Here is a 25,471-nt window from a genome sequence, read left to right on the forward strand (position 1 = left end):
GTCAGCGGCCGTGGGCCTCGGAGACCGGGTGGTGCCGCAGCCGCCGTTCCTCCTCGGCGTGCTCGTCGGTGCCGACCTTGTCGTACAGGCCGGTGCCGAGCAGGAGCAGGCCGAAGAGCATCGACACGATGACCGTGGACATCGAGAAGTTGAGGAAGTTGGCCTCGGTCTGGAGCACGGCCATCATGAGGATGCTGGTGACCAGGAAGACGACCCCGGCGGTCAGGTTCATGTAGTGGCCGAGGTTGCCGCGCCGTGACGCCCCGACGATGAGCACGATCCCGAAGGCGACGGAGGCCAGCGAGAAGGCCAGGTTGGTGCGGAGCCCGAGGGCCCAGTTGTCGCCCCGGTCGAAGAGCGGGTCGCCGGCCGTCAGGGCGACGCCCCAGACCCCGAAGACCAGGATGTAGAGCCCCACCAGGCCGGCGAGGACCCGGTAGACCGGACGCGCCGGATGGTTCACGGGAAAGTGCGGCATGACCCCTCCACCAATCAGGACATTCATCCCGATTGTCCCTCGGAGGAGGTCATCCGTCCGCCAAACCGCTCAAGGCGCAGCCGACAACGGCGGAACGAAAAGATCCCACCCCACCGGGCCGCAACGGCCGGACGGAGCGGGACCACGTCGGTCTTCGCCGGAGCCCGACCCGTGCAGGGATCAAGCCTGACCGCCCGGAGCGGGTCGGGCTCCGGCGAAAACCCACCAAACCACTCAGAGCACGAGGCGGGCCTTCTGCCAGGCCTCCTGCTCCTCGTCCGAGCCGACCTTGCCGTACATGCCGACCATCAGCAGGACCAGGCTGACCACCATCAGCGCGATGACGGTGAAGATGCTGAAGTTGAAGATGTTGGCCTCGGTCTGGATGAAGGCGAGGCCGGCGAGGCTGATCACCATGAGGGCGTACGCCAGCCACTGGTTGATCATGACGTCGATGTTGCGGCCGATCGCGGTGCCGGCCAGCACCGCGGCCCCCAGCAGGGCGCTGAGCAGCGAGAAACCGAGGTTCGTGCCCTGGCCGAGGACCTGGGTGTCATCCTGGGCGAGGGCCTCGTTGCCGGCGCTCGCGATGATGCCGAGCACGCCGAAGGCCACCAGGTACAGACCGGTCAGCCCGCCGATCGCCCGGTAGACCGGCCGCGCGGGGTGGTTGACGGGGGTGTGGGCCATGTCTGAGTCTCCAACGCCGTTCGGGTGAGGGGTCGCCGACGATTGTCCCGCACCCCGAGGTGTGACGCCGCACACGGGGGCCTCCCCGTGCGGCGCCGCGACCAGGGGCGGCTCAGATCGCCGGGATCTCGTCGGCCAGGGCCAGCCAGGATTCCTCGGTCCGCTCCCGCTCGGCCCGCAGCTCCTTGAGCTGGGCGTCGAGTTCGGCGACCTTGGCGTAGTCGGTGGCGTGCGTGGCGAGCTGGTCGAGCAGCGTCGCCTCCTTCTGTTCCAGCTTGGCGACCTGCCGTTCCAGCCGGGCCAGTTCCTTGCGGGCCTGCCGCGCCTCGGCGGCGGACATGCCGGTCGCGGCGGAGGTGTCGGCGCCGGCCCCGGGGGCCGGCCCCGGCATCGCGGGGCCGGGCTGGCCGGCGGCCCGGGCGAGGTACTCGTCGACGCCGCCGGGCAGGTGCACCAGCCGGCCGTCGCCGAACATCCCGTACGCGACGTCGGTGACCCGCTCGATGAGGTACCGGTCGTGACTGGCCACGATGACGGTGCCGGGCCAGGAGTCGAGCAGGTCCTCCAGCGCGGCGAGGGTGTCGGTGTCCAGGTCGTTGGTGGGCTCGTCGAACAGCAGCACGTTCGGCTCCCCGGCGAGCAGCCGGAGCATCTGCAACCGGCGACGCTCGCCGCCGGAGAGGTCGCTGACCGGCGTCCAGAGCCGCCGGTCGTCGAAGCCGAAGACCTCGGCGAGCTGGGCGGCGGAGACCTCCCGGTCGCCGAGCTGCACCCGCCGGGCGACCTCCTCGACCGCTTCGAGCACGCGCAGGTGGCCGGGCAGTTCGGCCAGCTCCTGGGAGAGGAAGGCCGGCCGGACGGTCGAGCCGGTGGCGAAGCGCCCGCCGTCGGGGCGGGTGATGCCGGCCAGCATCCGCAGCAGGGTGGTCTTGCCCGCCCCGTTGCGGCCGAGGACGGCGATCCGGTCGCCGGGGCCGACCTGCCAGGTGACGTCGCGCAGGATCTCCTTCGGGCCGGCGTGCAGGGTGACGTGCTCGAGGTCGTACACCTGCTTGCCGAGCCGGGCGGTGGCGAGCCGTTGCAGCGACATGGTGTCGCGCACCGGCGGGACGTCGGCGATGAGCGCGTTGGCGGCGTCGATGCGGAAGCGCGGCTTGGAGGTGCGGGCGGGCGGCCCGCGCCGCAGCCAGGCGATCTCCTTGCGGAGCAGGTTCTGCCGGCGGGCCTCGGTGGCCGCGGCGACCCGCTCCCGCTCGACCCGGGCGAGGGTCCAGGCGGCGAAGCCGCCCTCGTACGCCCGGACGGTCTGGTCGGCGACCTCCCAGGTGGTGGTGCAGACGGCGTCGAGGAACCACCGGTCGTGGGTGACCACGACCAGGGCGCCCTTGCGGCCGACGAGGTACCTCGCCAGCCAGTCGACGCCGCCGACGTCGAGGTGGTTGGTGGGCTCGTCGAGGATGAGCAGGTCGGACTCGCGGACCAGCAGCGCGGCCAGCGCGACCCGCCGCCGCTCGCCGCCGGACATCGGGCCGACGGGCTGGTCGAGGCCGAGGTGGGGCATGCCGAGGCCGTCGAGGATGGCCCGGACCCCGGCGTCGCCGGCCCACTCGTGCTCGGCGCCCATGCTCTCGCCGAGCCAGGCGGTGCCGAGCACCACGTCCCGGACGGTGGCGTCGGGGGCGAGCTGGAGGCTCTGCGGCAGCCAGGCGACCCGCAGGTCGCGGCGGTGGGTGACCCGCCCGTCGTCCGGTTCCTCGATCCGGGTGAGCAGCCGCAGCAGGGTGGACTTGCCGGCGCCGTTGAGGCCGACCACGCCGATCCGGTCGGCGTCGTCCAGGCCGAGCGAGACGTCGGTGAGCAGCGGCCCGGCGGCGCCGTAGCCCTTGGACACCCGGTCCAGGTTGACGATGTTGGCCACGACCTCACCTCCCATGATCAAGGCGTCCCGGTGCCGGCCGGCACCTGGGACGCCTGAGCCTCCCAGCGTACGCGGACCGCCCCGCCGGCCGCCGGGCGCGGGCTCCCGCGATCCCGCACCCGTGGCCCCGGGGAGAAGCGGTACCCGGGACCGGGCGTGCGGGGTCGGGGAAGGGTGGGCTGGTCAGACGATCCGCGCGCCGGGCACCGGCCCGTGGGCGGTACGCGCCTCGCGGCACACGTCGGCGGACGTCAGCTCCGCGGCGATGCGCTCGGCGTCGGCGGCGTCCGCGGCGAGGAAGACGCAGGTCGGCCCCGAACCGGAGACGATGCCGGCCAGCGCGCCGGCCGCCTCGCCGGCCTTCAGCGTCTCCGCCAGCGACGGGCGCATGGCCAGGGCGGCGTCCTGGAGGTCGTTGCCGAGGGCCGCGGCGAGCACCTGCGGGTCCCGCTGGCGCAGCGCGGCGAAGAGCGCGTCGGTGCTGCCCAGCGGCTCACCGGCGGCGCCGGCCTCGCGCAGCCGGTCCAGTTCCCGGTAGGCGGCCGGGGTGGAGATGCCGCCGTCGGCAACGGCCACCACCCAGTGCCAGGTGGTGGGGCGGGCCAGCACGGGGCTGACGGACTCGCCCCGGCCCGTACCGAGCGCGGTGCCGCCCTGGATCAGGAACGGCACGTCGGAGCCGAGGTCGGCGGCGATCCGGGCCAGCTCGTCGCGGGACAGCCCGGTCCCCCAGAGCGTGTCGCACGCGACCAGCGCCGCGGCCGCGTCGGCGCTGCCCCCGGCCAGCCCACCGGCCAGCGGGATCTGCTTGCGCAGGTGCAGCCGGGCGTGCGGCGGCACCCCGGCGTAGCCGGCGAGGGCGTGGGCCGCCCGGATGGCCAGGTTGGTGTCGTCCAGGGCCAGCTCGCCGGTGCCCTCGCCCTCCATGGTGAGGGTGAGCGTGTCGCCCCGACGGGCGGTCAGCTCGTCGTGGATGGAGATCGCGTGGTAGACGGTGTTCAGCTCGTGGTAGCCGTCGCGGCGCAGCGGTCCCACCCCGAGATGCAGGTTGACCTTGGCGGGCACCCGGACCCGCACCGGTCCGCTGGCGCCACGCCGTCGCTGCTCGTCCTCGTCGTCCGGTCCCCAGGCCTCGGTCACGGGCGTCAGCCTACTGCGCGGCGGGTGGGGCGGCCGGGGCCGACGCGGCGATGGCGGCGAACTGCGCGACGGTGAGCGACTCCCCGCGCGCGCCGGGGTCGACGCCGGCGGCGGTGAGCGCCTCGGCCGCCCGGTCCGCGCCGCCGGCCCAGCCGGCCAGCGCGGCGCGCAGGGTCTTGCGGCGCTGCGCGAAGGCCGCGTCCACCACGGCGAAGACCCGCTCCCGGGGTACGTCGGCGCGGGGCGGCTCGCGGCGGGCGAAGGCGACCAGCCCGGAGTCGACGTTCGGCACGGGCCAGAACACGTTCGGCGGGACCTTACCGGCGGCGCGGGCCGAGGCGTACCAGGCGAGCTTGACCGACGGCACGCCGTACACCTTGGAGCCGGGGCCGGCGACGAGCCGGTCGGCGACCTCCTTCTGCACCATCACCAGCCCGTGGCGCAGGCTGGGCAGCTCGGCGAGCAGGTGCAGCACCACCGGCACGGCCACGTTGTAGGGCAGGTTCGCCACCAGCGCGGTCGGCGGCGGGTCGGCCAGCTCGGCGGCGCGCACGCGCAGCGCGTCGGCGTGGTGCACGCTCAGCCGCGCGGCATCGGGCCCGGCGTGCCGGGCGGCGGTGTCGGGCAGCGCGCCGGCCAGCGTCGGGTCGAGTTCCACGGCGTGCACGTGCGCGGCTGCCGGCAGCAGGGCGAGGGTGAGGGAGCCGAGGCCGGGGCCGACCTCCAGCGCCACGTCGTCCGGGGCCAGCCCGGCGGCGGTGACGATGCGCCGGACGGTGTTCGGGTCGTGCACGAAGTTCTGGCCGAGCCTCTTGGTGGGGGTGACGCCCAGCCGGGCGGCCAGTTCCCGGATCTCCGCCGGGCCGAGGAGACCGGTCACGCCCCGTAGCCTATGCGGGCCGCCGCGGGGGCGCGCGTGCCAGGGGCCCTCCCGGTCACCACGGGCCGAAGACGCGGTCGCCGGTGGCGGAGATGGCGGCGCAGAGTTCGTCCAGGTCCGTGCCGGTCGTCCCGGCCAGCGACCGTACGGTCAGCGGGATCAGGTACGAGGCGTTCGGCCGGCCCCGGTGCGGCATGGGGGTCAGGTAGGGCGCGTCGGTCTCCACGAGGATCTGCTCGACCGGGGTGAGCGCGGCGGCCTCCCGCAGCGCGGCGGCGCTGCCGAAGGTGACCGTGCCGGCGAAGCTGAGCAGGTAGCCCCGGCGGACGCACTCGCGGGCGAAGTCGGCGTCGCCGGAGAAGCAGTGCAGCACCACGGTGTCCGGCGCGCCCTCGTCGTCGAGGATCCGCAGCACGTCGGCGTGCGCGTCCCGGTCGTGGACGACCAGGGCCTTGCCGTACCGCTTGGCGATGGCGATGTGGGCCCGGAAGCTCTCCTCCTGGACGGCACGTCCCTCCTCGCCGGTGCGGAAGAAGTCCATCCCGGTCTCGCCGATCCCACGCACCCGGTCCCGGGCGGCGAGCGCCTCGATCTCGCGCAGCGCCTCGTCCAGGTCGGGCAGGCGGGGGGCCTCGTTCGGGTGCAGCGCCACCGTGGCCAGCACGGCAGGGTGGCTGTCGGCGACGTCGGCCCCCCAGCGGGAGGAGGCGACGTCCACCCCGACCTGCACCAGCCGGTCGACGCCCACCGAGGCGGCGACGGCGACCGCCACGGCGACCGGGTCCCCGACGGGCACGACGCCCGGGTCCCCGTCCGCCTGCGGCTGCGGGGGCACGCCGGCCTGGCTGACGGTGATGTCGAGGTGGGTGTGGCTGTCCAGCACGGGGCGGGGCAGCGGCTCGGGCACGGGCGGGAACTCCCCGGCCCGGCGGGCGGCGCGCTGCTTGCGGGTTTCGGTGGGCTCGCTCATCGCGGCCAGCATCACACACCGCCGGTGGTCCGCGTCGTGGGGACGCCACCGCCTGTTCACCAGGGCGGCACATCGCGCGCCTAGCGTCGTCGGCGTGACCCTCACCCCTCAGGCCGGCGGGAACAGCCCGCGCGTGACGTACGGGGGCGTGGTGTACCCGGCGGAGGAGATCGCCCGGGGCGCGGCCTACGAGCTGTTCAGTGCCGAGGAGGCGCCCGGCTTCGACTGGGCGCCCCGGCCCGGCGCCCCGCTGCCGTGGCGCAGGTTCGTGCACGCCACCGAGGTCACCGTCGTGCATCCCGCCGCCGAGCCGGGCGACGAGGCGGAGTCCCCGCTGCTGGTGCCGCTGCACCGGGAGCGGGGCTGGGCGTACGTGCAGCAGCTCAGCCAGCAGCCGACGGCGGCCGGTGACCCGACGCTGGCGGCGGTGCGGGCCTCGGCGGTGCTGCGGCGGGGCACCCGGATGGTGAAGGTGCTCTCCGCGCGGCAGCTCGCCGGATACGTGCGCGGGTGGCTCCCGCACGGCTTCTGCTACCGGGAGCACGACGTGGCGCACCTGCGTACGCCGGCGGCGACGGCCGTGCTGCGCACCGACGGCACGGACGGTCCCGACGGGGCGGACGTGACGTACGCGCTGCGCTGGCGGGCCGCCGACCCGGCCGACTACGACGTGCCGGTCGGCGGGGCGCACCGGGGGCTGACCGGACTCGCGCCCCGGGACCGGCTGGGCGGGGCGGTCCTCGGCACCGGTTTCGTGCCCAGCAGCGCCCAGCTCGTCCCGGAGTTCGTCACCCGGGACTTCGCGGACCTGCCGATGCCGGCGAACGCCACCCTGCTCGCCTACCCGTCCGACGGCGTGGAGGTGGTGCTCTACGGCTACCAGGCCGAGCAGCGCGGCTGGCTGCGGATGGTCGGCCCGCAGTGGCGGCACCTGCTGGCGGCGGTGCCGGGGCTCTCCCCCGACCAGGAGTACGTGCCGACCGGCGAGACGCCCCGTTCCACCCGGCTGGTCGGCGGCTACGCCGGCGGCGAGTACGAGGCGGTGGCCGACCTGCCGGGCGGGTTCCGGGTGCTGGCGATGACCCGGGCCGCCCGGTACCCGGTGGAGTCGGCGGCCCGCCGGCTGCGGCTGGCCGACTGGCGGGGCGTGCCCTGCCTGGTGCTGCGGGAGGAGTCCGGGTGGCTGCGCCTGCGCCTGCGCCGGCCCGGTCCGGACGCGGTGGCGGAGACCGGGGCGCAGTGCCAGGAGCGGGGCGTCTACGAGACGTGGGCGCCCGCGGCCGAGGTCACCGACGACCGGGTGGTGGACCTGCCGTACGCGCTCTGAGCAGGCCCGGCGCCCGCCTCCGGCGGCATAACCGAGGGCGGGGCGGGAAAGCGCGGGCGTCCGACCGTCACGTGACCAGGAGACGCGCATGCCTTTCATCACCGTGGGGACGGAGAACTCCGCCCCCGTCGACCTGTACTACGAGGACCACGGCTCCGGTCAGCCGATCGTGCTGATCCACGGTTTCCCGTTCAGCGGGTCGACCTGGGAGAAGCAGACCGGGCCGTTGCAGGCCGCCGGGTACCGGACGATCACGTACGACCGGCGGGGTTTCGGCAACTCCGCCCAGCCGGCGACCGGGTACGACTACGACACGTTCGCCGCCGACCTCGACGTGCTGATGACCGAGCTGGACCTGCGGAACGCGATCCTGGTCGGCCACTCGATGGGCACCGGCGAGGTGACCCGCTACCTGGGCGTGTACGGCTCGCAGCGGGTCGACCGGGCGGTGCTGCTGGCCCCGCTCGCGCCGTTCCTGCTGAAGACCTCGGACAACCCGGAGGGCGTCGACAAGAGCCTCTTCCAGGGCTTCCAGCAGGCCATCATCGACGACCGGTTCGCCTACCTGACCACCTTCTGCGAGGCGTTCTTCAACTACCAGGAGAACAAGGGCAAGCTGGTCAGCGAGGAGGCGTTCCGGGCGCACTGGGAGATCGGCGCCCGGGCCTCGGCGAAGGGCACCCACGACAGCGTGGACGCCTGGCAGACCGACTTCCGGGGCGACGTGTCCCGCATCGACGTGCCGGTGCTGATCGTGCAGGGCGACGCCGACGCCGTGCTGCCGTACCCGAAGACCGGTCAGCGGCTGCAGCCGATGCTGCCCGGCAGCCAGCTGGTCACCCTGAAGGGCGCCCCGCACGGCACCCCGTGGACGAACGCGGCCGAGGTGAACCGCAGCATCATGGACTTCATCGGGGCACCGGCGATGGCCCGGGCCTGACGCGCACGACGGCGACGGGCGCGGCCCCCTCGGGGGTCGCGCCCGTCGGCACGGGGGCGGCCGTCAGCCGGCCAGGCGGGCGAGTTCCTCGTCGACGATCGACGGGTCGAGCTTGCGGAAGACCGGCTTCGGCGCGGCCAGCGGCCGACCCGCCTCCAGCGGCACGGACTCCCAGCGCGCGCCGACGGTGTAGTCGCCGGTCAGCACCGGGTACGCGGGCCCGCCGTCGAGGTCCTCGACCTCCTCGATGACCGGCATCGGGGCGTGTACGCCGGTGCCGCCGAGCAGCTCGTGCACCTTCTGCGCGGAGTGCGGCAGGAACGGGGTGAGCAGCGTGTTGGCGTCGCTGACCACCTGGAGGGCGACGTGCAGGACGGTGCCCATCCGCGGCTTGTCGTCCTCGCCCTTGAGCTTCCACGGCGCCTGCTCGGAGAGGTACCGGTTGGCCTCGGCGACCACCCTCATCGCCTCGCCGATGGCCTGCTTCTGGCGGTGCCGGGCGATCAGGTCGCCAACCGTCGCGAAGCCGGCCCGGGCGACCGCGAGCAGCGCCTCGTCGGCCTCGGTGAGGCCGGCCGGGTCGACGGGCGGGATCGCGCCGAAGTTCTTGGCCGCCATGGAGACGGACCGGTTGACCAGGTTGCCCCAGCCGGCGACCAGCTCGTCGTTGTTGCGGCGGAGGAACTCGGCCCAGGTGAAGTCGGTGTCGTTGCTCTCCGGGCCGGCGGCGGCGATGAAGTAGCGCAGCGCGTCGGCGTCGTAGCGCTCCAGGAAGTCCCGGACGTAGATGACGACCCGGCGGGAGGAGGAGAACTTCTTCCCCTCCATGGTCAGGTATTCGCTGGAGACCACCTCGGTGGGCAGGTTGAGCCGGCCCAGGCTGCCCGGCTCGCCGTCCCGGCTGCCCTCGCCGGAGTAGCCGGAGAGCAGCGCCGGCCAGATCACCGAGTGGAAGACGATGTTGTCCTTGCCCATGAAGTAGTAGCCGCGGGCGTCCTTGCCCTCGGCGTCGGCGGACCACCACCTGCGCCACGCCTCGGGGTCGCCCGAGCGGCGGGCCCACTCGATCGAGGCGGAGAGGTAGCCGATCACCGCGTCGAACCAGACGTAGATGCGCTTGTCGGGGCGGTCCCGCCAGCCGTCGAGCGGGATCGGCACGCCCCACTCCAGGTCGCGGGTGATGGCCCGGGGCTGGAGGTCGTCGAGCAGGTTCTTCGAGAAGCGCAGCACGTTGGGCCGCCAGCCCTCGCGGGTGTCGAGCCACTGCCGCAGCACGTCGGCGAGGGCGGGCAGGTCGAGGAAGAAGTGCTCGGTCTCGACGAACTTCGGGGTCTCCCCGTTGATCCGCGACTTCGGGTCGATCAGGTCGATCGGGTCGAGCTGGTTGCCGCAGTTGTCGCACTGGTCGCCGCGCGCGCTGTCGTAGCCGCAGATCGGGCAGGTGCCCTCGATGTAGCGGTCGGGCAGCGTCCGGCCGGTGGACGGGGAGATCGCCCCCATCGTGGTCTTCGGGACGATGTAGCCGTTGCGGTGCATCCCCTCGAACAGCTCCTGCACCACCGCGTAGTGGTTGCGGGTGGTGGTGCGGGTGAACAGGTCGTAGGAGAGCCCGAGGCCGTGCAGGTCCTCCACGATCACCCGGTTGTAGCGGTCGGCCAGCTCGCGCGGGGTGACCCCGTCGGCGTCCGCCTGCACCTGGATGGGAGTGCCGTGCTCGTCGGTGCCCGACACCATGAGCACGTCGTGCCCGGCCATCCGCATGTACCGGCTGAAGACGTCGGAGGGAACGCCGAAACCGGAGACGTGGCCGATGTGGCGCGGGCCGTTGGCGTACGGCCAGGCGACCGCCGCGAGAACGTGACTCATGACCAGCAAGCCTAGTGACCCGCTCGCGGTGACCGCGAACCAATAGGGCCCCCGGGTCGGCGGCCCGGCCGGACCGGGTCCGCTGTTTGCCCGATTTGTCGCCGACACGCGGCCTGAGCTGCCGGCCAAGGCCCCGGTCGCGGGGTGCAATGAACGCCGTGACTGGCAGACGAGCGGCCCGGGATCGTGACGACCGTCCCTCCGGCCCGACGGACGGCGACGCGGGGAGGGCGCCGCGCGGCACCCGCGCGCCGCACCCCCGGGTGGTCCCGGCCGCCGCGCCGCCGGAGTCGCCGCCGGAACCGCCCGCCGAGGCCGCCGGGGCGGTGGCGGCCCCGCCGTCCCCCGCGCCCGCCGTCGAGGTGGAGCCCACGACCGGGGCGCCGGTCGACGCCCTGCCGCGCCGGGCCCCCGTCCGGCAGCCGAACCGCTGGCCCCGCCGGGGTCGCTCCCCCGCCGGCACGCCCGACCGGGACGACGCCGGGCGTACGCCGGAGGGTCGGGTCACGCCCGACGGCGGGGGCGGCGGGGATGCGTCCGACGGAGGCGACGGCGCGTACTGGCCGCCGATCGAGCTGGTGCACTGGGACGGCACGCCGATCCGGGAGGAGCCGCCGCACGAGCGGCAGCGGTCGGCCCGGGACGACGCGGCGCGGCGGCGGACCCAACGCACCCCGCGCCCACCCGAACCGCTGCCGGGGCTGGCCGCGCTGCTGGCGCTGAGCCTGGTGACGGCGTTCTTCGCCTGGGTCAGCGCGGGCCCGTTCTGGCTGGCGGTGGGACACGCCACGCGGGGCACGGTGGTGATCGCCGACTGCACCGGAGGCGGCCTCACGCAACGCTGTCGGGGCAACTTCGCCCCCGCCGACGAGACGTGGACGGCGTACGGCGTGCGGGTGAGCGGGGTGGCCGCCGAGCGCGCCGCGACCGGCACGACGCTGCCGGCCCGGATGACCGGCCCGGACGGCGGCACCGCGTACGCGGACACCGGCCCGGCCGCGCACCTGCGCTGGCTGCTCGGCCTGCTGGTGGTGCTGGGCTGCGCCGTCGGGATCGCCCGGTGGACGGGCTCGACCCGCCTCGCCGACCCCCGCGCCCGCCGCTGGGCGGTCGCCGGCGCGCTGACCGGCCCGCTGGTGATCACCGCCGGCTTCCTCGTCGCCGCCTGGTGACCTTCGGCAGGCTGCTGTCGGGGGTCAGGCGTGCACGACGGCGTAGACGTCGCGGCGGCGCAGGGCGTACTCCGTGGCGACCTCGGTGATCGCGTCCCGGCGGGACAGCCCGGCGGCCTCGCGGGCGGCGACGGCGGCCCGCAGCGTGTCGTCGTCGGGCCGCTCGGGGGCCGACTCGGGCGCGCCGGCCACGACGAGGGTGATCTCGCCGCGCGGCTCCCCCTCGGTCGCCCAGTCGGCCAGCTCGCCGAGCGGGCGGCGGACGATCTCCTCGTACGTCTTGGTCAGCTCGCGGCAGAGCGCGGCGGGCCGGTCGGCGCCGAACGCGGCGGCCAGGTCGGTGAGGGCGGCGGCGATCCGGTGCGGCGCCTCGAAGAAGACCAGCGTCCGCTCCTCGGCGGCGAGGGCGCGCAGGCGGGAGCGGCGGGCGCCGCCGGTGCGCGGCAGGAAGCCCTCGAAGCAGAACCGGTCGCAGGGCAGGCCGGACAGGGCCAGGGCGGTGGTGACCGCGCTCGGGCCGGGCGCGGCGGTGACCGGCACACCGGCGTCCAGGGCGGCGGTGACGAGCCGGTAGCCCGGGTCGGAGACGCTCGGCATGCCGCCGTCGGTGACCAGGGCGACCAGGTAGCCGGCGGTCAGCACGTCGACCAGCTCGGGGGTGCGCCGCTCCTCGTTGCCCTCGAAGTAGGAGACGATCCGGCCGCCGACGGTGACGTCGAGGTCCCGGGCCAGCCGGGTGAGCCGGCGGGTGTCCTCGGCGGCCACCACGTCCGCGGCGGCGAGCACCTCGCGGAACCGGGCGGAGGCGTCGGCGGGGTTGCCGAGCGGGGCGCCGAGCAGGACCAGGCGCCCGGTTTCGGACTTTTCACCCACGAGATGCCACTCCTTCATCGACGGCTTGCCCGGTATCGGAGACGACGGGCGCCACCGGGCACCTTCGCAGCCTACGATCGCCGGGTGACGAGTGCGTCGACAGCACAGAGCGCGGACCAGGCGGAGCGGGATCTCACGGACGGGGGCCCGCCGGAGGGTGCGTCCCCGGCTGCCGGCGGGATCCCCGGCGTGGTCCGGCGGCGGCTGGCCACCGTCGAGGCCCGGCTGGACGGGCGCTCCTGGCTCGCCACGGGCGTGATCGTCGCCATCGCGGCGATCCTGCGCTTCGTCGGCCTGAGCCACCCGCCGGGCAAGATCTTCGACGAGACCTACTACGCCCGGGACGCCTGGGGGCTGGTCGACAAGGGCGTCGAGTGGAACTACAAGGACGGCGGCCCGTCGTACGTGGTCCACCCCCCGCTGGGCAAGTGGCTGATCGGGCTCGGCGAGTGGGCCTTCGGCTACTCCGACGCCGAGCACGGCATCTCCGTGCCGGGGCACCTGACGACGACCGCGCCGGAGTTCGGCTGGCGGTTCGCGGCGGCGGTCGTCGGCACCCTGTCGGTGCTGCTGCTGGTCCGCATCGGCCGGCGGATGTTCCACTCGACCGCGCTGGGCTGCGCCGCCGGCCTGCTGCTCGCGCTGGACGGCTTCCACCTGGTGCTGTCCCGCACCGCGCTGCTCGACATCTTCCTGCTGTTCTTCGTGCTGGCCACCTTCGGCGCCCTGGTGCTCGACCGGGACGCCCGGCGCCGCCGGTGGGCCCGGGCGCTGGAGGCCGGCCTGGACCCGGGCCGGCCCGGGCGGGCCGGACGGCCGGCGGGCGGCTGGCGGAACTGGCCGTGGTGGCGGCTCGCCGCCGGGGTCCTGTTCGGCTGCGCGTGCGCGGTCAAGTGGAGCGCGCTCTACTTCCTGCCCGTCTTCGCGTTGCTGGTGGTCCTGTGGGAGGTCGGGGTCCGCCGCTCCGCCGGCGTACGCCGGCCGTGGCGGGACACCCTCCTCGACGAGGTGCCGTGGCTGGTGCTGGCCGGGGTGCTGATGGTGCTCACCTACGTCGGCACCTGGTCCGGCTGGCTGCTCGGCGACGACGGCTACTACCGGCTCGCCGAGCGCTACCCGAACGCCCCGCTGAGCGACACCCCGGTGTTCGGCGCGCTGAACAACCTGATCGAGTACCACAAGGCGGCGTACGGCTTCCACACCGGACTCGACGATTCGCACAAGTACCAGTCGTGGCCGTGGCAGTGGCTGCTGCTGGGCCGGCCGGTCGCCTTCTACTGGTCCGGCGACGGGTCCTGCGGGGCGCCGAGCTGCGCCTCGGAGATCCTGCTGCTCGGCACCCCCCTGCTCTGGTGGTCGTTCCTGCCCGCCCTGGCGGCGCTGGCCTGGCTGGGCCTGGCCCGGCGGGACTGGCGGGCGGGGGCGATCCTGCTCGTCGTGGCGGCCGGCCTGCTGCCCTGGTTCTGGTTCGCGCTCGACGGCCGGACGATGTTCTCCTTCTACACCGCGCCGGCCCTGCCGTTCCTGGTGCTGGCGGTGGTCTACGTGCTCGGCGCGATCATCACGCCGGCCGCTCCACCGGGCGCTCCACCGGGCGCCGTCGCCGCGCAGCCGGGCGATGCCGGGGCTGTCACCGAGGGCCGGGAGTCGGACGAGGCCCGGGACCGCAGGCTGGTCGGCGGGGTGATCGCCGGGGCGTACGTCCTGCTGGTCGCGCTCTGCTTCGCGTACTTCTATCCGATCTTCGTCGGGAAGGTGCTGCCGTACGCCGAGTGGTCGGCGCGGATGTGGCTGGACGGCCGCTGGATCTGACGGACGGCACGGCACCCGCCGCGCGCCCCGGGCGGCGCGGCGGGTGCACGGAGAACGGGCCCGCACGCGGTGGCGTGCGGGCCCGTTCGACGTAGAAGCGCGCCCCGATCGCCTGCCACGGGGGAAGCGGGCGATTGGGGCGCGCATCAAGAGCTTAACCACGACATACCACTGGCACAACGGGTCGACTTCGGTCAGATTTCCGACCTACGCGACACGGCACGGATGGTTTACATCCGACATCTTACGGTCCGTCATCTCGCGCAAACGGTACGGATCGGCCACGTCAGCGGGGCCGGCATCCGCCATATTTTGCATCCATCGGGATTCCCACCAACGGGAGTGTTCCCGTAACGTATCGATCGATTTGGTTCTCCAGTCACCCTGGGTCCGGTCCGTCGGCACCCGGGCCGGTTGCACTGTCAGCCACCCCCCGATCGATCGGACGGAGTTCACGATGACCCGTACCCTCCGCTGGACCGGCGGCCTGCTGGCCACCGTCACCGCCGCCACCCTCGGCCTGTCCGCCCCCGCCCACGCGGCCACCGTCTCGGTACCGTTGCGCACCCTCGTCGCCGACCTCCCGGTGGCCACCGAGAGCCGCACCGGCTACTCGCGGGACCTGTTCCCGCACTGGACCGACGCGGACTCCGACGGCTGCAACACCCGCAACGAGGTGCTGATCGCCGAGGCCACCACCGGTCCCACGGTGGGCTCCGGCTGCCAGCTGACCGGCGGGCGCTGGCGTTCCTACTACGACGCGGCCTACTGGACCGACCCGTCCGACCTGGACATCGACCACCTGGTCCCGCTGGCCGAGGCGTGGGACTCGGGCGCCCGCAACTGGACCACGACGCGGCGGCAGGCGTTCGCCAACGACCTCGGCGACGTCAGGTCGCTGGTCGCGGTGACCGACAACGTCAACCAGGCCAAGGGCGACCAGGACCCGGCGACCTGGATGCCGACCAACGAGAAGTGCCGGTACGTCGGCGAGTGGGTGGCGGTCAAGACCCGCTGGCGGTTGAGCGTCGACAGCGCCGAGAAGAGCGCGCTGACCAGCCGGGCGAGTTCCTGCACGAACATCACGATCACCGTGACGCACGCGTACTGACCGCCGGGCACCCCGGGGGCGGCCGGCCGGTCGCCTCCGGGGTGCGGTCAGAACGCCCGGGGGTTGCGGGGCAGCCAGCCGATGAACCGGTCCTGGAGGGACGTGCCGGGCGACGGCGGCAGGTCCTGTGCGGCGGCCGCGAGGCAGGACCCCAGGTACACGCTCAGCATGGCCCGGTCGAGCCGGTACTCCTCCAGCAGACGGGACCGCTTGTCCGCGCACGGCCAGTCGGCGCCGCACGTGCCGCACGTCCAGCCGGGAGCCAGTGGAGCGTGCTCGTCCGCCCCGGACGCCGAGGACTCCGCACCATCGGTCATCGCTCTCCCTCTCCGGTCCACGTGGCGACCCGCCCCCGTCAGGCCGGTCGACAGTGGACCGGCCTCGCCCACCGGCGACGCCCTGTCAGCGCCGCGGGACGCTGCGGCGTTACGCCTTGCGGTACGTTCACCACCATGGCCCTCGCGACGCCGACCGTGGAGCGGTTACCGGCCCGGCGGTCCGGTCGCCAACCGCCGCACCGGGCGCCGGCCGACGGGCTCGACGCCGGGCGGGCGTACCTGTCGGGAGGCGGCGATGCGTGACCTGCTGCCGCCGGCCGTGGCGGTGGCCGTGGCCGGGGCGTCGGACTGGGCCGGCGAGCTGCTGCCGGCCGAGCGGGCCTGCCTGGGCGAACGCGCGGTGGAGAGCCGTCGCCGCGACTTCACCGCCGGGCGGGTCTGCGCCCGCCGGGCGATGGCCGCCCTCGGCGTGCCGCCGGTCGCGGTGCCGTCGGCCGCCGACCGGTCGCCGGTCTGGCCGGCCGGCGTGGTCGGCGCCATCACCCACACCCACGGCTACTGCGCGGCGGTCGCGGCCCGCGCCGACGAGATCCGGTCGGTCGGCATCGACGCCGAGGGGCACCGGGAGCTCAACGCGGGCGTACGCCGGCTGATCTGCCTGCCCGAGGAGGACGAGCGGTGCGCCCGCCTGCCGGCGGGGACCTCCTGGCCGGCGGTGGTGTTCAGCGTCAAGGAGACGATCTACAAGGTGTGGCACCCGGTCGTCGGCACGTGGCTGGGCTTCCACGACGCCCTGGTGGAGCTCGATCCGGACGCCGGCACGTTCACCGCCCGCATCGCGTCGGCGCCGCGCGACGCCGCCCCGGTGCCCGATCCGCCCGCGCTGGTCACCGGCCGGTTCAGCGTCGACGAGTCCCTGGTCCGCACCGCCGCCGTGCTGCTGCCCGGTTGACCGGGCAGGGAATCCGAACAGGGGACGGCGCGGCGCTGCCGGAGACGCGAAGATGGTCCGTCGTCCGCGCACGGTAGCGTCAGCCGCGTTTGCCGTCGTCGTCAGGTGCCTAGGAGTACGGTGAGTCACCCCCCGCCCCCATACGGGCCTCAGGATCCGAACCAACCGAACCCGGAGCAGCAGCCGCAGCCGCAGCCGCAGCCGCCGGCACCGATGCCACAGTTCCCCGCCGACCAGGGCGGCTACCCGCCGCAGCCGCCGACCTCCGGCGCCCCGCAGACCACGGGCGACCCGTGGGCCCCCCTTCCGCCCGTGCCGCCGCAGCAGCAGCCGGCCGGCGACCCGTGGGCCGCGCCGCAGCCGCCGGTCTCCGGCGCGCCGCAGCCCCCGGTGTCCGGCATGCCCGGCGAGCCGTGGGCACAGCCGCCGGTCTCCGGCGCGCCGCAGCCCCCGGTGTCCGGCATGCCCGGCGAGCCGTGGGCACAGCCGCCGGTCTCCGGCGTACCGCAGCCCCCGGTGTCCGGTATGCCACAGCCGCCGGTCTCCGGGGTGCCGGGCGAGCCGTGGGCCGCCCCGCACCAGCCGACCTCGGGTACGCCGTACCCGCCGGTGTCCGGCACGCCCGGCTATCAGGCCGGTGGGCCCGGCTACCCGCCGCCCGGTGGGCCCGGTTACCCGGGCGGCGCGCCCGGTTACCCGCTCGGCGCGCCCCATCCGGTCGCGCCGCCGAAGAAGAACAAGACCGTCCTGATCGTCGTGGCCGTGGTGGCCGTGCTGGCCCTGCTCTGCTGCGTCGGCGGTGTCGTCGCGCTCGTCGCCGGCGCCAACAAGGCGGCGAACGACCTGGAGAAGGCCGCCGCCCCGGGCATCACGCTGCAGCCGGACGGTCCGTCCCCGTCGGCGAAGGACGGCGAGACCTTCAACATGAAGCCCGGCGCGACCCTGGTGGTCTCCGACGACGAGGGGACCATCGAGATCACGGTCACCCGGTTCACCACGGAGACCAAGGGCTGCCGGCCGTACGCCCCGGCCCCGGACAAGGGCATGTACCTGATCGCTCACGTCACCGCGACCGTGACCAAGGGCAAGAGTTCCATCAACCCGTTCTACTTCGAGTGGGTGGCCGACAACGGCACCACGGCCAACGGCCTGGCGAGCGCGCTCTCCGGCTGCGGCGACACGTTGGGCTCCGGCAACAACCTGCGCGAGGGCAGCAAGCGGGCGGGCACGGTGGTGTTCAACGTGGCCGACAAGAACGGCGCGCTGGAGTACCGGCACAAGTTCGAGACCAGCGGCTCCTGGAAGCCGTGATCCACAGCTCGTGACGGGAGGCCGGTCCCCTCGGGGGCCGGCCTCCCGCGCTCTTCCCGACCACCCGCCGGCCGCCGCCCGCCGCTCCGCCGGCCCCTCGCAGCGCGGCCGGCTCCCGTCAGCGGCCCTGCTCCAGCAGGTCGGCGACCGTGATCAGCGGGGTCACCAGCGACGGCAGCAGGGCCGGGTCCTCCAGCCGGCCGCGCCGGTAGGTGATCAGCTCCGCCCCCCGCACGCTCCAGCTCGGCACCGCCCCCGCCAGGTGGGCGGCGATCAGGGTCGGCCCGACCAGCGCCTGCTGCCCCGGGGCCGCCGCGGCCACCCGCCACTGCCGGTCGAACTCCTCGTGCCCGGTGGCGTAGGTGTCGCTGCCGAACAGCGCGCGACCCAGCTTCGAGAACGCGTGGCGCGGTCCGACCGCGAGCGCCGGGAACGACCGCCGCAACCACACCGAGCTGACGACGTACGTGTGGGTCTGCGAGGTGGTCGTCTGGTTGCCGTCGGCGCCGGTCGAGCTGTGCGTCTCGGTGTACGCGTACTCGGCCACGCAGACGGGGCGGCCGTGCAGCGTCCCGGTCAACGCGAACCGCACGCCCCGCCGGCTGCGGCCCGGCACCCGGTCGGTCCAGGTGATCTCGGGCCGCTCGACGAAGGTCCAGCCGTACCGGGCGGCCCACTGTCGCCAGTGCTCCCGCCGCTCCCGCTCGCGCCGGTGGGCCGCCACCACCAGCGCGACGATGCCCGCCACGAGAAGGACGGCGACGGCCGCGCAGCCACCCATCCAGAACACACTCGCCATCCGCTCCACGGGCGGCAGCGTAGTGACCGGCCGCACGCGCGCCGGTTCCCGGACGGTCGCGGTCGCGGATCCGGCTGCCGGCCGCGTTGTGGGGTTCGCTCGACGCCGCGCCTCACGTTCGTCACCCGGTGTCGTCGGGACCCCTGTCGACCCACTGGCCCCACCCCAGACATCGACGAATCGATTGATCCTCATCTGGCGCGCTGTTTAGCTCCCACCGGCACCGTCGACGACGGGGCCGACCTTCTGCCGACACATCAGGGAGAGATCCACAGTGCACAGAGTGAGGACCGTCCTACGCCGGATCGGCGCGACCGCGAGCGCCCTGCTGGTGGTCGCCGGGGCCACGGTCGTCGGGGCCACTCCGGCCTCCGCCGCGAACTACTACTACGAGATGCCGTACCCGGCGGGCGAGTCCTACCTGGTGACCCAGGGGCCGGAGGGCACCTACTCGCACGTCGGCCCGTACAACGAGTACGCCTGGGACTTCGGGCTGCCGGCGAACTACGAGGTCTCCGCCTCGCAGGCCGGCACCATCATCATGTCGAACTGGTCGCCGTACTGGCAGAACGGCATCGAGGTGATCATCCGGCACTCGAACGGCCAGTGCACCCACTACGCGCACCTGAACCGGGCGATCTACAACGCCGGCACCTGGGTGCCGCAGGGCCGGATCATCGGCTGGTCGGGCAGCACCGGCGCGTCCACCGGCCCGCACCTGCACTTCCAGGTCATCAACTGCAACACCCGGGTGGGCATCCCCGCCACCCTCCAGGGCTGGACGCCGTACACCGGCTCCTGGCCGGTGAGCGTGAACTACTACGCGTGACCCCACCCGGCCGCGCTCACGCGCGAGGTGCGTCAATGGGAATCGTGCACCACCACTATCCGTGATCGATAATCCCATTCGCTGCTGGAAGCGCTTCCAGCGAGCGTCGACGACGGCCGGTCCAGGGCCGAAGGCGTCGCGGTCGGGGTGCCGGCACGTGCCGGCGCCCCGGCCCACAGGGGATCACCTATGACGGAGGAAAGTCGGATGGCGGCACGGACGAGCGACGCGGTCGAGCTGAGCGTGGTCATACCCACCTACCAGGACGCGCAGTGCCTGGCGCTGACGCTGCGGTCGCTGACCCGGCAGACGGTGAGCCCCGAGCGCTTCGAGGTGGTCGTCATCCGCGACGGCGGCTACTCCGCCGGATACGCCGACGCCGTCGAGGCGGCCGCCGGCCTCGACCTCCGCCTGCTGGAGTTTCCCAGGCGGCGGGGGCGCTCCGCGGCCCGCAACGAGGCGGTACGGCACAGCCGGGCGCCGCTGCTGCTGTTCCTCGACGCCGACTCGTACGCCTCCCCGCAGTTGCTGGAGCGCCACCTGGCCCACCACGCGGTCGCCGGCCGGCCCGCCGTGCTGATGGGCCGGCGCGACGAACTGAGCCTGGAACACGTCGAGGCCGCCCTCGACGACCGGGAGATGACCGACGTGCCCCGCCGCCGCGCGGACCGCGCCGGCGACCTGCGCTTCCCGCACGGCCAGCCGCCGGGGCCGGACTGGCTCCGGGCGGGCTGGGCGCTCGCCTACACCCACAACATCTCGCTCGCCCGCGACCTGTTCGACCGGACCGGCGGGTTCGACGAACGCTCCGGGCTGCGCTGGGGCCTGGAGGACATCGAGCTGTTCTACCGGGTGCACCGGCACCTGGGCGTGACCGGGTTGAACTTCGCCTTCGACGACGAGGCCCGCGCCTTCCACCTCCCGCACCACCGCAACACCGACCGCAACTTCGCCGACTTCGCGGCCAACCGGAGCCTGCTGACGGGGCAGTACCACGTGATCGAGTGGGAGTTCTACGGCCTGCTGGACGTGTACGACTCGCTGGAGCGCATCGTGTACTACCGCTCCGCGGCCACCGACTGCGCGCGGCGCGCGACGTGCCGGATCGGGCCGGCGTTCGACCGGCTCGCCGACCGGCTGCCCGGCCCTCGCGTGCTGTGGGTGGGCACCGGCAGCGACCAGGTCGACCTGCCGACCGGGGCGCTGACCTTCGACTACGCCGCCCCGCCGGGACCGACGAACTACCACCTGGTCGGCATGGACCCGCCCATCCCGCCGGGCAGCCTCGACGCGGTGGTCAGCGTCGACTTCTGGCGGTACCTGCGGTGGGACGACCTCTGCCGGTTCGTCAACACCTCCGGACGGCTCGCCCGCGAGGTGCACCTGGTCGGCACGGGCGATGCCGGATCGGCGCCGCTCACCCCCGGGCCGGCGGTGCTGGACTACCTGCGCCGCACCCTGAGCGCCGCGTTCGCCACCAGGTTGACCCACGTCGACGGGCTCGGTGAGGTGCTGACCCTGCGGTCCCTGACGCCGGCGGCGCGGAAGGGCCCGGCGCGCGTGTGACGTTGCCCGGCGGCCGCAGGCGGCCACCGGTAAGCGGATCAGGCGGGTGCCCGGAGCAGGGCCGCGCCGCCCCGGTGGTGACCGTCATCGAGCGCCGGAGCGGGAGCTGCGGAAGGTGCGGCGGTAGGTGTCCGGGGGTACGCCGATGGTGCGGTTGAAGTGCCGGCGCAGCGTCGTGGCCGTGCCCATGCCGGTAGCCGCCGCGATGGCGTCGATGCTGTCGCCGGTGGTCTCCAGCAGCTCCTGGGCGTGCCGGATCCGCTGGGTCAGCAGCCAGCGCAGCGGGGTGGTGCCGGCCACCGACCTGAAGTGGCGGCCCAGGTTGCGCGAGCTCATGTTCGCCTGACGGGCCAGGTCCTCCACCGTCAACGGGTGGTCGAGCCGTTCGATCGCCCAGGAGAACAGTTCGGCCAGCGGATGGTCGTCCTGGGCGGGCACCGGGGCGGTGACGTACTGGGCCTGGCCGCCGGCCCGGTGCGGGGGCACGACCAGGCGACGGGCAAGCGTGTTGGCGACCGCCGAGCCGTGGTCGAGGCGGACCAGGTGCAGGCACAGATCCATCGCGGCGGCCTTGCCGGCGGAGGTGAGCACGCTGCCGTTGTCCACGTAGAGCACGTCCGGATCGACCTGCACCCGTGGGTAGCGGGCCGCCAGGGCCTCGGTGTGCGCCCAGTGCGTGGTCGCCCGTCGGCCGTCCAGCAGGCCGGCGGCGGCGAGCACGAACGCGCCCGTGCACAGGGAGGCCACCCGCGCACCCGCCTCGTGGGCCGCGCGCACCGCGTCGACCAGATCGGCGGGCGGCTCTGCGTCGACGTCGACCCACCCGGGGACGATCACCGTGTCGGCGTGCGCGAGCTGGTCGAGCCCGCAGTCGGGCTCCAACCGGAACCGGCCGACCCGCACCGCGCCCGTTCCGCAGACGGTGACGCCGTACCAGGGGTCGGTTACACCGGCCAGGTCGGCACCGAAGACCTCGTACGCCAGGGACAGCTCGAAGTGCAGCATCCCGTCCGTGACGGCCAGGGCGACGGTTTTCATGTCCGAAACTGTACGGGACGTGGCGTTCCAGACACTCGCCCCGGCGAACCGCCGCCGCCAGGATGTACCCAGTTGATCATTCGGGCACTGGAGCGGGGAGAACTGATGGGATCGGGTCAGACGGTGGCGGTCTTCGGCGCCTACGGGCACACCGGGCGCTTCGTGGTGGCGGAGTTGCGCGCTCGCGGGTTCGTCCCGCTGCTCTGCGGACGCGACGCGGACAAACTGCGGGCGCTCGCGGCGTCCTTTCCGGGGCTCGGTACCCGGCCGGCCTCGGTCGACGATCCGGCCTCGCTCGACCGAGCTTTGGCCGGTGCGGCCGCGGTGGTGAACTGTGCCGGGCCCTTCGCCGTGACCGCCGCGCCGGTGATCGAGGCGGCGCTGCGCGCCGGGATCCCGTACGTGGACGTGGCGGCGGAGGTCGAGGCCAACCTCGACACCTTCACGCACTTCGCGGATCGCGCCCGCGCCGCGGGGACGGCGGTGGTTCCCGCGATGGCCTTCTTCGGCGGCCTCGGCGACCTGCTGGTCACCGCGGCGATGGGCGACTGGACGACGGCCGACGAGGCGCATGTCGCGTACGGCCTGAGCGGTTGGCACCCCACGGCCGGGACCCGCGCGGCGGGCACGGTCTCCCGGCGGCGCAGGGACGGCCGGCGCGTCCGATACCGCGACGGGCGGCTGGAGTACCGCGACGACGCCCCGCCGGCCCTGACGTGGCCCTTCCCCGAGCCGATGGGGACCCGGGCCGTGATCGGCGAGTTCACCATGGCCGATGTCGTCACCGTCCCCAGCCACCTGGCCATCCCCGACGTGTGCACCTACATGACGGTCGAGGCGGCCGGCGAGCTGGCGGCTCCGGAGACACCGGCACCGACCGCCGTCGACGATCGCGGGCGGTCCGCGCAGACCTTCCTCGTCGACGTCGTCGTGCGCTCCGGCGGCGTGGAGCGGCACGCGGTGGCGGGCGGCCGGGACATCTACGCCGTCAGTGCGCCGCTCGCGGTGGAAGCGGTGCACCGCATCCTCACGGGACGGATCAGGACGACCGGTGTCGCCTCCGCCGGCGCCATCTTCGACGCGCCCGACTTTCTCCGCGCCCTGTCCGCGCACATCTCGCTCGACCTGCCGCAGTAGGCCCGATCCTCCGCGGCCCCGATGGCATCATCGGTCCATGCTCGTGATCGAAGTGGTACGCGGTGACATCACCCGCGAGGACGTCGACGCCATCGTCAACGCGGCGAACGAGTCGCTGCTGGGCGGCGGTGGCGTCGACGGGGCGATCCACCGGGCGGCGGGACCGCGCCTGGCACAGGCGGGCGCCGCCCTCGCGCCGTGCCACCCGGGCGAGGCCGTCGCCACCCCCGCATTCGACCTTGATCCACCCGTACGCCACGTCATCCACACGGTCGGTCCGGTGTGGGAGGGCGGCGGCCACGGCGAAGCCGAGATCCTGGCCTCGTGCTACCGGCGCAGCCTCCAGGTCGCCGACGAGATCGGCGCCCGCAGCGTCGCCTTCCCGGCCATCGGCACCGGCGTCTACGGCTACCCGTCCGACCAGGCGGCGACGATCGCGGTGGCGACGATCAGGGCGACACCCACCGCCGTCGAGCATGTCCGCCTGGTCGCGTTCGACGACGCCACGTACCAGTTCCTGGCGGCGGCGTCGGAGAGCTGAGCCGGCCGCACCGGCGACTTCACCCTGTAGCCGTCCGGTGACGATTCGATCTGGTGATGTTGCCGTTAACATCCCAGGCCCGGCATCGACCGCCTCCGCCCATCTGGGCCAGTGGCCTGATCTCCAGCTCGGGCATGCCCCCTTCGGGCCTTGACGCGACTTCAATGTTAACGTAAACATTGATGTCGGTCGCTACATCGGCCGCCGCTGCTGGAGGGTGGACGCAGTGGAGCATTGACGCCTCCCGGCTGCCGGTCGTCCGTGGTCGCGACGAGCCCGTCCCGGCCGTCGAACCCGCCCCCAGAAGGACCGCCATGATGTCGTCCGCTCCCCCGTCACGAAGCCCTTCGCCACGAAGCCCCTCCCTGCGACGCCGGGCCGCGCTCCTCACCCTGGTCACGACCGTCGCGGCCGCCGGCGTGGCCGTCACCGTCCGCTCCGCATCGGCGGCCGTGGTGGACACCTCGGCCTGGTACGTACTGACCGCGCGCCACAGCGGCAAGGCCCTTGAGGTGTATGACCGTGCCACCACGGACGGCGCGCGGATCGTCCAGTGGCCCCGCAACGACGGAACCTGGCAGCAGTGGCAGTTCGTCGACGCCGGCGGCGGGTGGTACCGCCTGCGCGCCCGGCACAGCGGCAAGGTCCTCGACATCCGTGACTCCGCCACCACCGACGGCGCCGAGGTCATCCAGTGGGCCGATCGGAACGCCGCCAATCAACAGTTCCGGCTCGCCGACTCGGCGGGCGGACACGTCCGACTGATCAACCGCAACAGCGGCAAGGCGCTCGACGTCTGGGAGCACTCCACCGCGGACGGCGCACGGGTCAGCCAGTTCACCGACCTCGACGGCGCCAACCAGCAGTGGCAGCTCATCCGGGTGGCGGGCCCCACGCCCACGACTCCACCGGCCGGCACTCCGGCTCCCACCGGAACCCCGACCACACCGCCGGCGGCGTACCCGATGCCGGGCCGGGTGACCGGCGACGTCGGGGTGCACGATCCCACGATCGTGCGCCGCGACGACGGCAGTTACCTGTTGGCGCACACCGGGGACAACATCGCGCTGAAGACCTCGCCCGACCGGACCGCGTTCCGCAACGCCGGTGCGGCGTTCCCCGGGGGCGCGCCGTGGACCACCACGTACACCGGCGGCAGCCGCGATCTGTGGGCACCGGACCTGTCGTACCACGACGGTAGATACTGGCTGTACTACTCGGCCTCGACGTTCGGCTCGAACCGGTCCGCGATATTCCTGGCAACCAGCCCGACGGGCGCGTCCGGCTCCTGGACCCACCAGGGCCTGGTGGTCGAGTCACGGACCTCGGACAATTTCAACGCCATCGACCCGAACCTGGTCGTGGACTCGGCCGGACGGTGGTGGCTGAGCTTCGGCTCGTTCTGGTCCGGGATCAAGATGATCGCGTTGAACCCGAGCACCGGGATGCGGGCCGACACCACCCTGCACAGCATTGCCGGGCGCGGCGGTGGAGCCATCGAGGCACCGGTCATCGTCCGGCGTGGCTCCTACTACTACCTGTGGGTGTCCTTCGACCGCTGCTGTCAGGGAGCGTCGAGCACGTACCGGGTCGTGGTGGGCCGTTCCACCAGCATCACCGGACCGTACCTGGACCGCGACCTCACGCCGATGACCTCGGGCGGCGGCACCCAGGTGCTGGCGGGACACGGCGGCATCCACGGCCCCGGTCACCAGGCGGTCCTGGCCGACGCCGACGGGGACGTGCTCGTCTACCACTACTACGCCGACAACGGCGCCTCCCTGCTCGGCATCAACCTCATCGGCTACGACGCGGCCGGCTGGCCGTTCGTGTACTGAGCCGG

Annotated in this window: 23 protein-coding genes; 12 read left to right on the forward strand and 11 right to left on the reverse strand. The window is 73.8% G+C overall.

Annotated features, from left to right (window positions below; genetic code table 11):
- Nucleotide 1 precedes the first annotated feature (1 nt).
- The 6 genes from AB0883_RS10095 to AB0883_RS10120 all read right to left on the reverse strand — a co-directional run bounded on the left by AB0883_RS10095 (nt 2) and on the right by AB0883_RS10120 (nt 6,088).
- Nucleotides 2-478, reverse strand: coding sequence for a DUF4383 domain-containing protein (locus AB0883_RS10095; RefSeq protein ID WP_121396693.1), 477 nt, complete (start codon nt 476-478; stop codon nt 2-4).
- Between the two features lie 234 nt (nt 479-712).
- Nucleotides 713-1,168, reverse strand: a complete 456-nt coding sequence (locus AB0883_RS10100) for a DUF4383 domain-containing protein (protein WP_366640896.1) — start codon at nt 1,166-1,168, stop codon at nt 713-715.
- Between the two features lie 112 nt (nt 1,169-1,280).
- Nucleotides 1,281-3,086: an ABC-F family ATP-binding cassette domain-containing protein gene (locus AB0883_RS10105; protein WP_366640897.1), complete on the reverse strand. Its 1,806-nt coding sequence runs from the start codon at nt 3,084-3,086 to the stop codon at nt 1,281-1,283.
- 183 nt (nt 3,087-3,269) lie between these two features.
- Complete coding sequence (locus tag AB0883_RS10110; RefSeq protein ID WP_366640898.1) at nt 3,270-4,226, reverse strand: 4-(cytidine 5'-diphospho)-2-C-methyl-D-erythritol kinase; 957 nt, start codon at nt 4,224-4,226, stop codon at nt 3,270-3,272.
- A 10-nt stretch (nt 4,227-4,236) separates the two neighbouring features.
- Nucleotides 4,237-5,106: a 16S rRNA (adenine(1518)-N(6)/adenine(1519)-N(6))-dimethyltransferase RsmA gene (gene rsmA / locus AB0883_RS10115; protein WP_366640899.1), complete on the reverse strand. Its 870-nt coding sequence runs from the start codon at nt 5,104-5,106 to the stop codon at nt 4,237-4,239.
- 55 nt (nt 5,107-5,161) lie between these two features.
- Complete coding sequence (locus AB0883_RS10120) at nt 5,162-6,088, reverse strand: TatD family hydrolase (protein WP_366640900.1); 927 nt, start codon at nt 6,086-6,088, stop codon at nt 5,162-5,164.
- Between the two features lie 82 nt (nt 6,089-6,170).
- On the opposite strand from AB0883_RS10120, the gene AB0883_RS10125 reads away from it, so the two are divergent.
- Nucleotides 6,171-7,403: a hypothetical protein gene (locus AB0883_RS10125; RefSeq protein ID WP_366640901.1), complete on the forward strand. Its 1,233-nt coding sequence runs from the start codon at nt 6,171-6,173 to the stop codon at nt 7,401-7,403.
- An 88-nt stretch (nt 7,404-7,491) separates the two neighbouring features.
- Nucleotides 7,492-8,343 (forward strand): alpha/beta hydrolase, encoded by an 852-nt coding sequence (locus AB0883_RS10130; RefSeq protein WP_366640902.1) that lies wholly within the window; start codon nt 7,492-7,494, stop codon nt 8,341-8,343.
- A 63-nt stretch (nt 8,344-8,406) separates the two neighbouring features.
- Here the strand turns inward: AB0883_RS10130 and metG are convergent, their stop codons facing one another.
- The gene (gene metG, locus AB0883_RS10135; protein WP_366640903.1) at nt 8,407-10,209 is read right to left on the reverse strand and encodes a methionine--tRNA ligase; all 1,803 of its coding nucleotides are present in this window, start codon (nt 10,207-10,209) and stop codon (nt 8,407-8,409) included.
- A 158-nt stretch (nt 10,210-10,367) separates the two neighbouring features.
- Here metG and AB0883_RS10140 point away from each other — a divergent pair, with 158 nt between their 5' ends.
- Nucleotides 10,368-11,381 (forward strand): hypothetical protein, encoded by a 1,014-nt coding sequence (locus tag AB0883_RS10140; protein ID WP_366640904.1) that lies wholly within the window; start codon nt 10,368-10,370, stop codon nt 11,379-11,381.
- 24 nt (nt 11,382-11,405) lie between these two features.
- Here the strand turns inward: AB0883_RS10140 and rsmI are convergent, their stop codons facing one another.
- Entirely contained in the window at nt 11,406-12,254 is an 849-nt protein-coding gene (gene rsmI, locus AB0883_RS10145; protein ID WP_366640905.1) for a 16S rRNA (cytidine(1402)-2'-O)-methyltransferase, read from the reverse strand.
- 3 nt (nt 12,255-12,257) lie between these two features.
- Here rsmI and AB0883_RS10150 point away from each other — a divergent pair, with 3 nt between their 5' ends.
- Together AB0883_RS10150 and AB0883_RS10155 are read left to right on the forward strand one after the other, a co-directional pair.
- The gene (locus AB0883_RS10150; protein WP_366640906.1) at nt 12,258-14,066 is read left to right on the forward strand and encodes a phospholipid carrier-dependent glycosyltransferase; all 1,809 of its coding nucleotides are present in this window, start codon (nt 12,258-12,260) and stop codon (nt 14,064-14,066) included.
- A gap of 457 nt (nt 14,067-14,523) precedes the next feature.
- Nucleotides 14,524-15,177 (forward strand): HNH endonuclease family protein, encoded by a 654-nt coding sequence (locus tag AB0883_RS10155; RefSeq protein WP_366640907.1) that lies wholly within the window; start codon nt 14,524-14,526, stop codon nt 15,175-15,177.
- 47 nt (nt 15,178-15,224) lie between these two features.
- On the opposite strand, the gene AB0883_RS10160 is transcribed toward AB0883_RS10155, so the two are convergent.
- Complete coding sequence (locus AB0883_RS10160; RefSeq protein WP_366640908.1) at nt 15,225-15,494, reverse strand: hypothetical protein; 270 nt, start codon at nt 15,492-15,494, stop codon at nt 15,225-15,227.
- A 256-nt stretch (nt 15,495-15,750) separates the two neighbouring features.
- Between AB0883_RS10160 and AB0883_RS10165 the strand changes: the two genes are divergently transcribed.
- Together AB0883_RS10165 and AB0883_RS10170 are read left to right on the forward strand one after the other, a co-directional pair.
- Complete coding sequence (locus AB0883_RS10165) at nt 15,751-16,407, forward strand: 4'-phosphopantetheinyl transferase superfamily protein (protein WP_366640909.1); 657 nt, start codon at nt 15,751-15,753, stop codon at nt 16,405-16,407.
- A gap of 213 nt (nt 16,408-16,620) precedes the next feature.
- Nucleotides 16,621-17,718 carry a hypothetical protein gene (locus AB0883_RS10170; protein ID WP_366640910.1) on the forward strand — a complete coding sequence of 366 codons (1,098 nt, stop codon included), beginning with the start codon at nt 16,621-16,623 and terminating at the stop codon, nt 17,716-17,718.
- Between the two features lie 118 nt (nt 17,719-17,836).
- Here AB0883_RS10170 and AB0883_RS10175 read toward each other — a convergent pair whose 3' ends face one another.
- The gene (locus AB0883_RS10175; protein ID WP_366640911.1) at nt 17,837-18,526 is read right to left on the reverse strand and encodes a hypothetical protein; all 690 of its coding nucleotides are present in this window, start codon (nt 18,524-18,526) and stop codon (nt 17,837-17,839) included.
- A gap of 274 nt (nt 18,527-18,800) precedes the next feature.
- On the opposite strand from AB0883_RS10175, the gene AB0883_RS10180 reads away from it, so the two are divergent.
- The gene (locus AB0883_RS10180) at nt 18,801-19,346 is read left to right on the forward strand and encodes a M23 family metallopeptidase (protein WP_366640912.1); all 546 of its coding nucleotides are present in this window, start codon (nt 18,801-18,803) and stop codon (nt 19,344-19,346) included.
- Between the two features lie 207 nt (nt 19,347-19,553).
- Entirely contained in the window at nt 19,554-20,912 is a 1,359-nt protein-coding gene (locus AB0883_RS10185; RefSeq protein ID WP_366640913.1) for a glycosyltransferase, read from the forward strand.
- 84 nt (nt 20,913-20,996) lie between these two features.
- Here the strand turns inward: AB0883_RS10185 and AB0883_RS10190 are convergent, their stop codons facing one another.
- Nucleotides 20,997-21,950: a helix-turn-helix domain-containing protein gene (locus AB0883_RS10190; RefSeq protein ID WP_366640914.1), complete on the reverse strand. Its 954-nt coding sequence runs from the start codon at nt 21,948-21,950 to the stop codon at nt 20,997-20,999.
- 105 nt (nt 21,951-22,055) lie between these two features.
- Between AB0883_RS10190 and AB0883_RS10195 the strand changes: the two genes are divergently transcribed.
- From AB0883_RS10195 to AB0883_RS10205, 3 genes are all read left to right on the forward strand, one after another.
- Entirely contained in the window at nt 22,056-23,087 is a 1,032-nt protein-coding gene (locus tag AB0883_RS10195) for a saccharopine dehydrogenase NADP-binding domain-containing protein (protein ID WP_366640915.1), read from the forward strand.
- A gap of 37 nt (nt 23,088-23,124) precedes the next feature.
- Nucleotides 23,125-23,628, forward strand: a complete 504-nt coding sequence (locus AB0883_RS10200) for an O-acetyl-ADP-ribose deacetylase (RefSeq protein ID WP_366640916.1) — start codon at nt 23,125-23,127, stop codon at nt 23,626-23,628.
- Between the two features lie 419 nt (nt 23,629-24,047).
- On the forward strand, nt 24,048-25,466 hold the full coding sequence (locus AB0883_RS10205) for a family 43 glycosylhydrolase (protein WP_366640917.1): 1,419 nt from the start codon (nt 24,048-24,050) through the stop codon (nt 25,464-25,466).
- Nucleotides 25,467-25,471 lie beyond the last annotated feature (5 nt).

Source organism: Micromonospora sp. NPDC047812 (genome assembly GCF_040704175.1).
Lineage (GTDB): Bacteria > Actinomycetota > Actinomycetes > Mycobacteriales > Micromonosporaceae > Micromonospora.

Bases quoted from the DNA above. Each gene is read 5' to 3' on its own strand.
- AB0883_RS10095 (WP_121396693.1), bottom strand. From the start codon at position 478: ATGCCGCACTTTCCCGTGAACCATCCGGCGCGTCCGGTCTACCGGGTC.
- AB0883_RS10100 (WP_366640896.1), bottom strand. From the start codon at position 1,168: ATGGCCCACACCCCCGTCAACCACCCCGCGCGGCCGGTCTACCGGGCG.
- AB0883_RS10120 (WP_366640900.1), bottom strand. From the start codon at position 6,088: ATGCTGGCCGCGATGAGCGAGCCCACCGAAACCCGCAAGCAGCGCGCC.
- AB0883_RS10130 (WP_366640902.1), top strand. From the start codon at position 7,492: ATGCCTTTCATCACCGTGGGGACGGAGAACTCCGCCCCCGTCGACCTG.
- metG (WP_366640903.1), bottom strand. From the start codon at position 10,209: ATGAGTCACGTTCTCGCGGCGGTCGCCTGGCCGTACGCCAACGGCCCG.
- AB0883_RS10150 (WP_366640906.1), top strand. From the start codon at position 12,258: ATGCCACTCCTTCATCGACGGCTTGCCCGGTATCGGAGACGACGGGCG.
- AB0883_RS10155 (WP_366640907.1), top strand. From the start codon at position 14,524: ATGACCCGTACCCTCCGCTGGACCGGCGGCCTGCTGGCCACCGTCACC.
- AB0883_RS10160 (WP_366640908.1), bottom strand. From the start codon at position 15,494: ATGACCGATGGTGCGGAGTCCTCGGCGTCCGGGGCGGACGAGCACGCT.
- AB0883_RS10165 (WP_366640909.1), top strand. From the start codon at position 15,751: ATGCGTGACCTGCTGCCGCCGGCCGTGGCGGTGGCCGTGGCCGGGGCG.
- AB0883_RS10170 (WP_366640910.1), top strand. From the start codon at position 16,621: ATGCCACAGTTCCCCGCCGACCAGGGCGGCTACCCGCCGCAGCCGCCG.
- AB0883_RS10185 (WP_366640913.1), top strand. From the start codon at position 19,554: ATGGCGGCACGGACGAGCGACGCGGTCGAGCTGAGCGTGGTCATACCC.
- AB0883_RS10190 (WP_366640914.1), bottom strand. From the start codon at position 21,950: ATGAAAACCGTCGCCCTGGCCGTCACGGACGGGATGCTGCACTTCGAG.
- AB0883_RS10195 (WP_366640915.1), top strand. From the start codon at position 22,056: ATGGGATCGGGTCAGACGGTGGCGGTCTTCGGCGCCTACGGGCACACC.
- AB0883_RS10200 (WP_366640916.1), top strand. From the start codon at position 23,125: ATGCTCGTGATCGAAGTGGTACGCGGTGACATCACCCGCGAGGACGTC.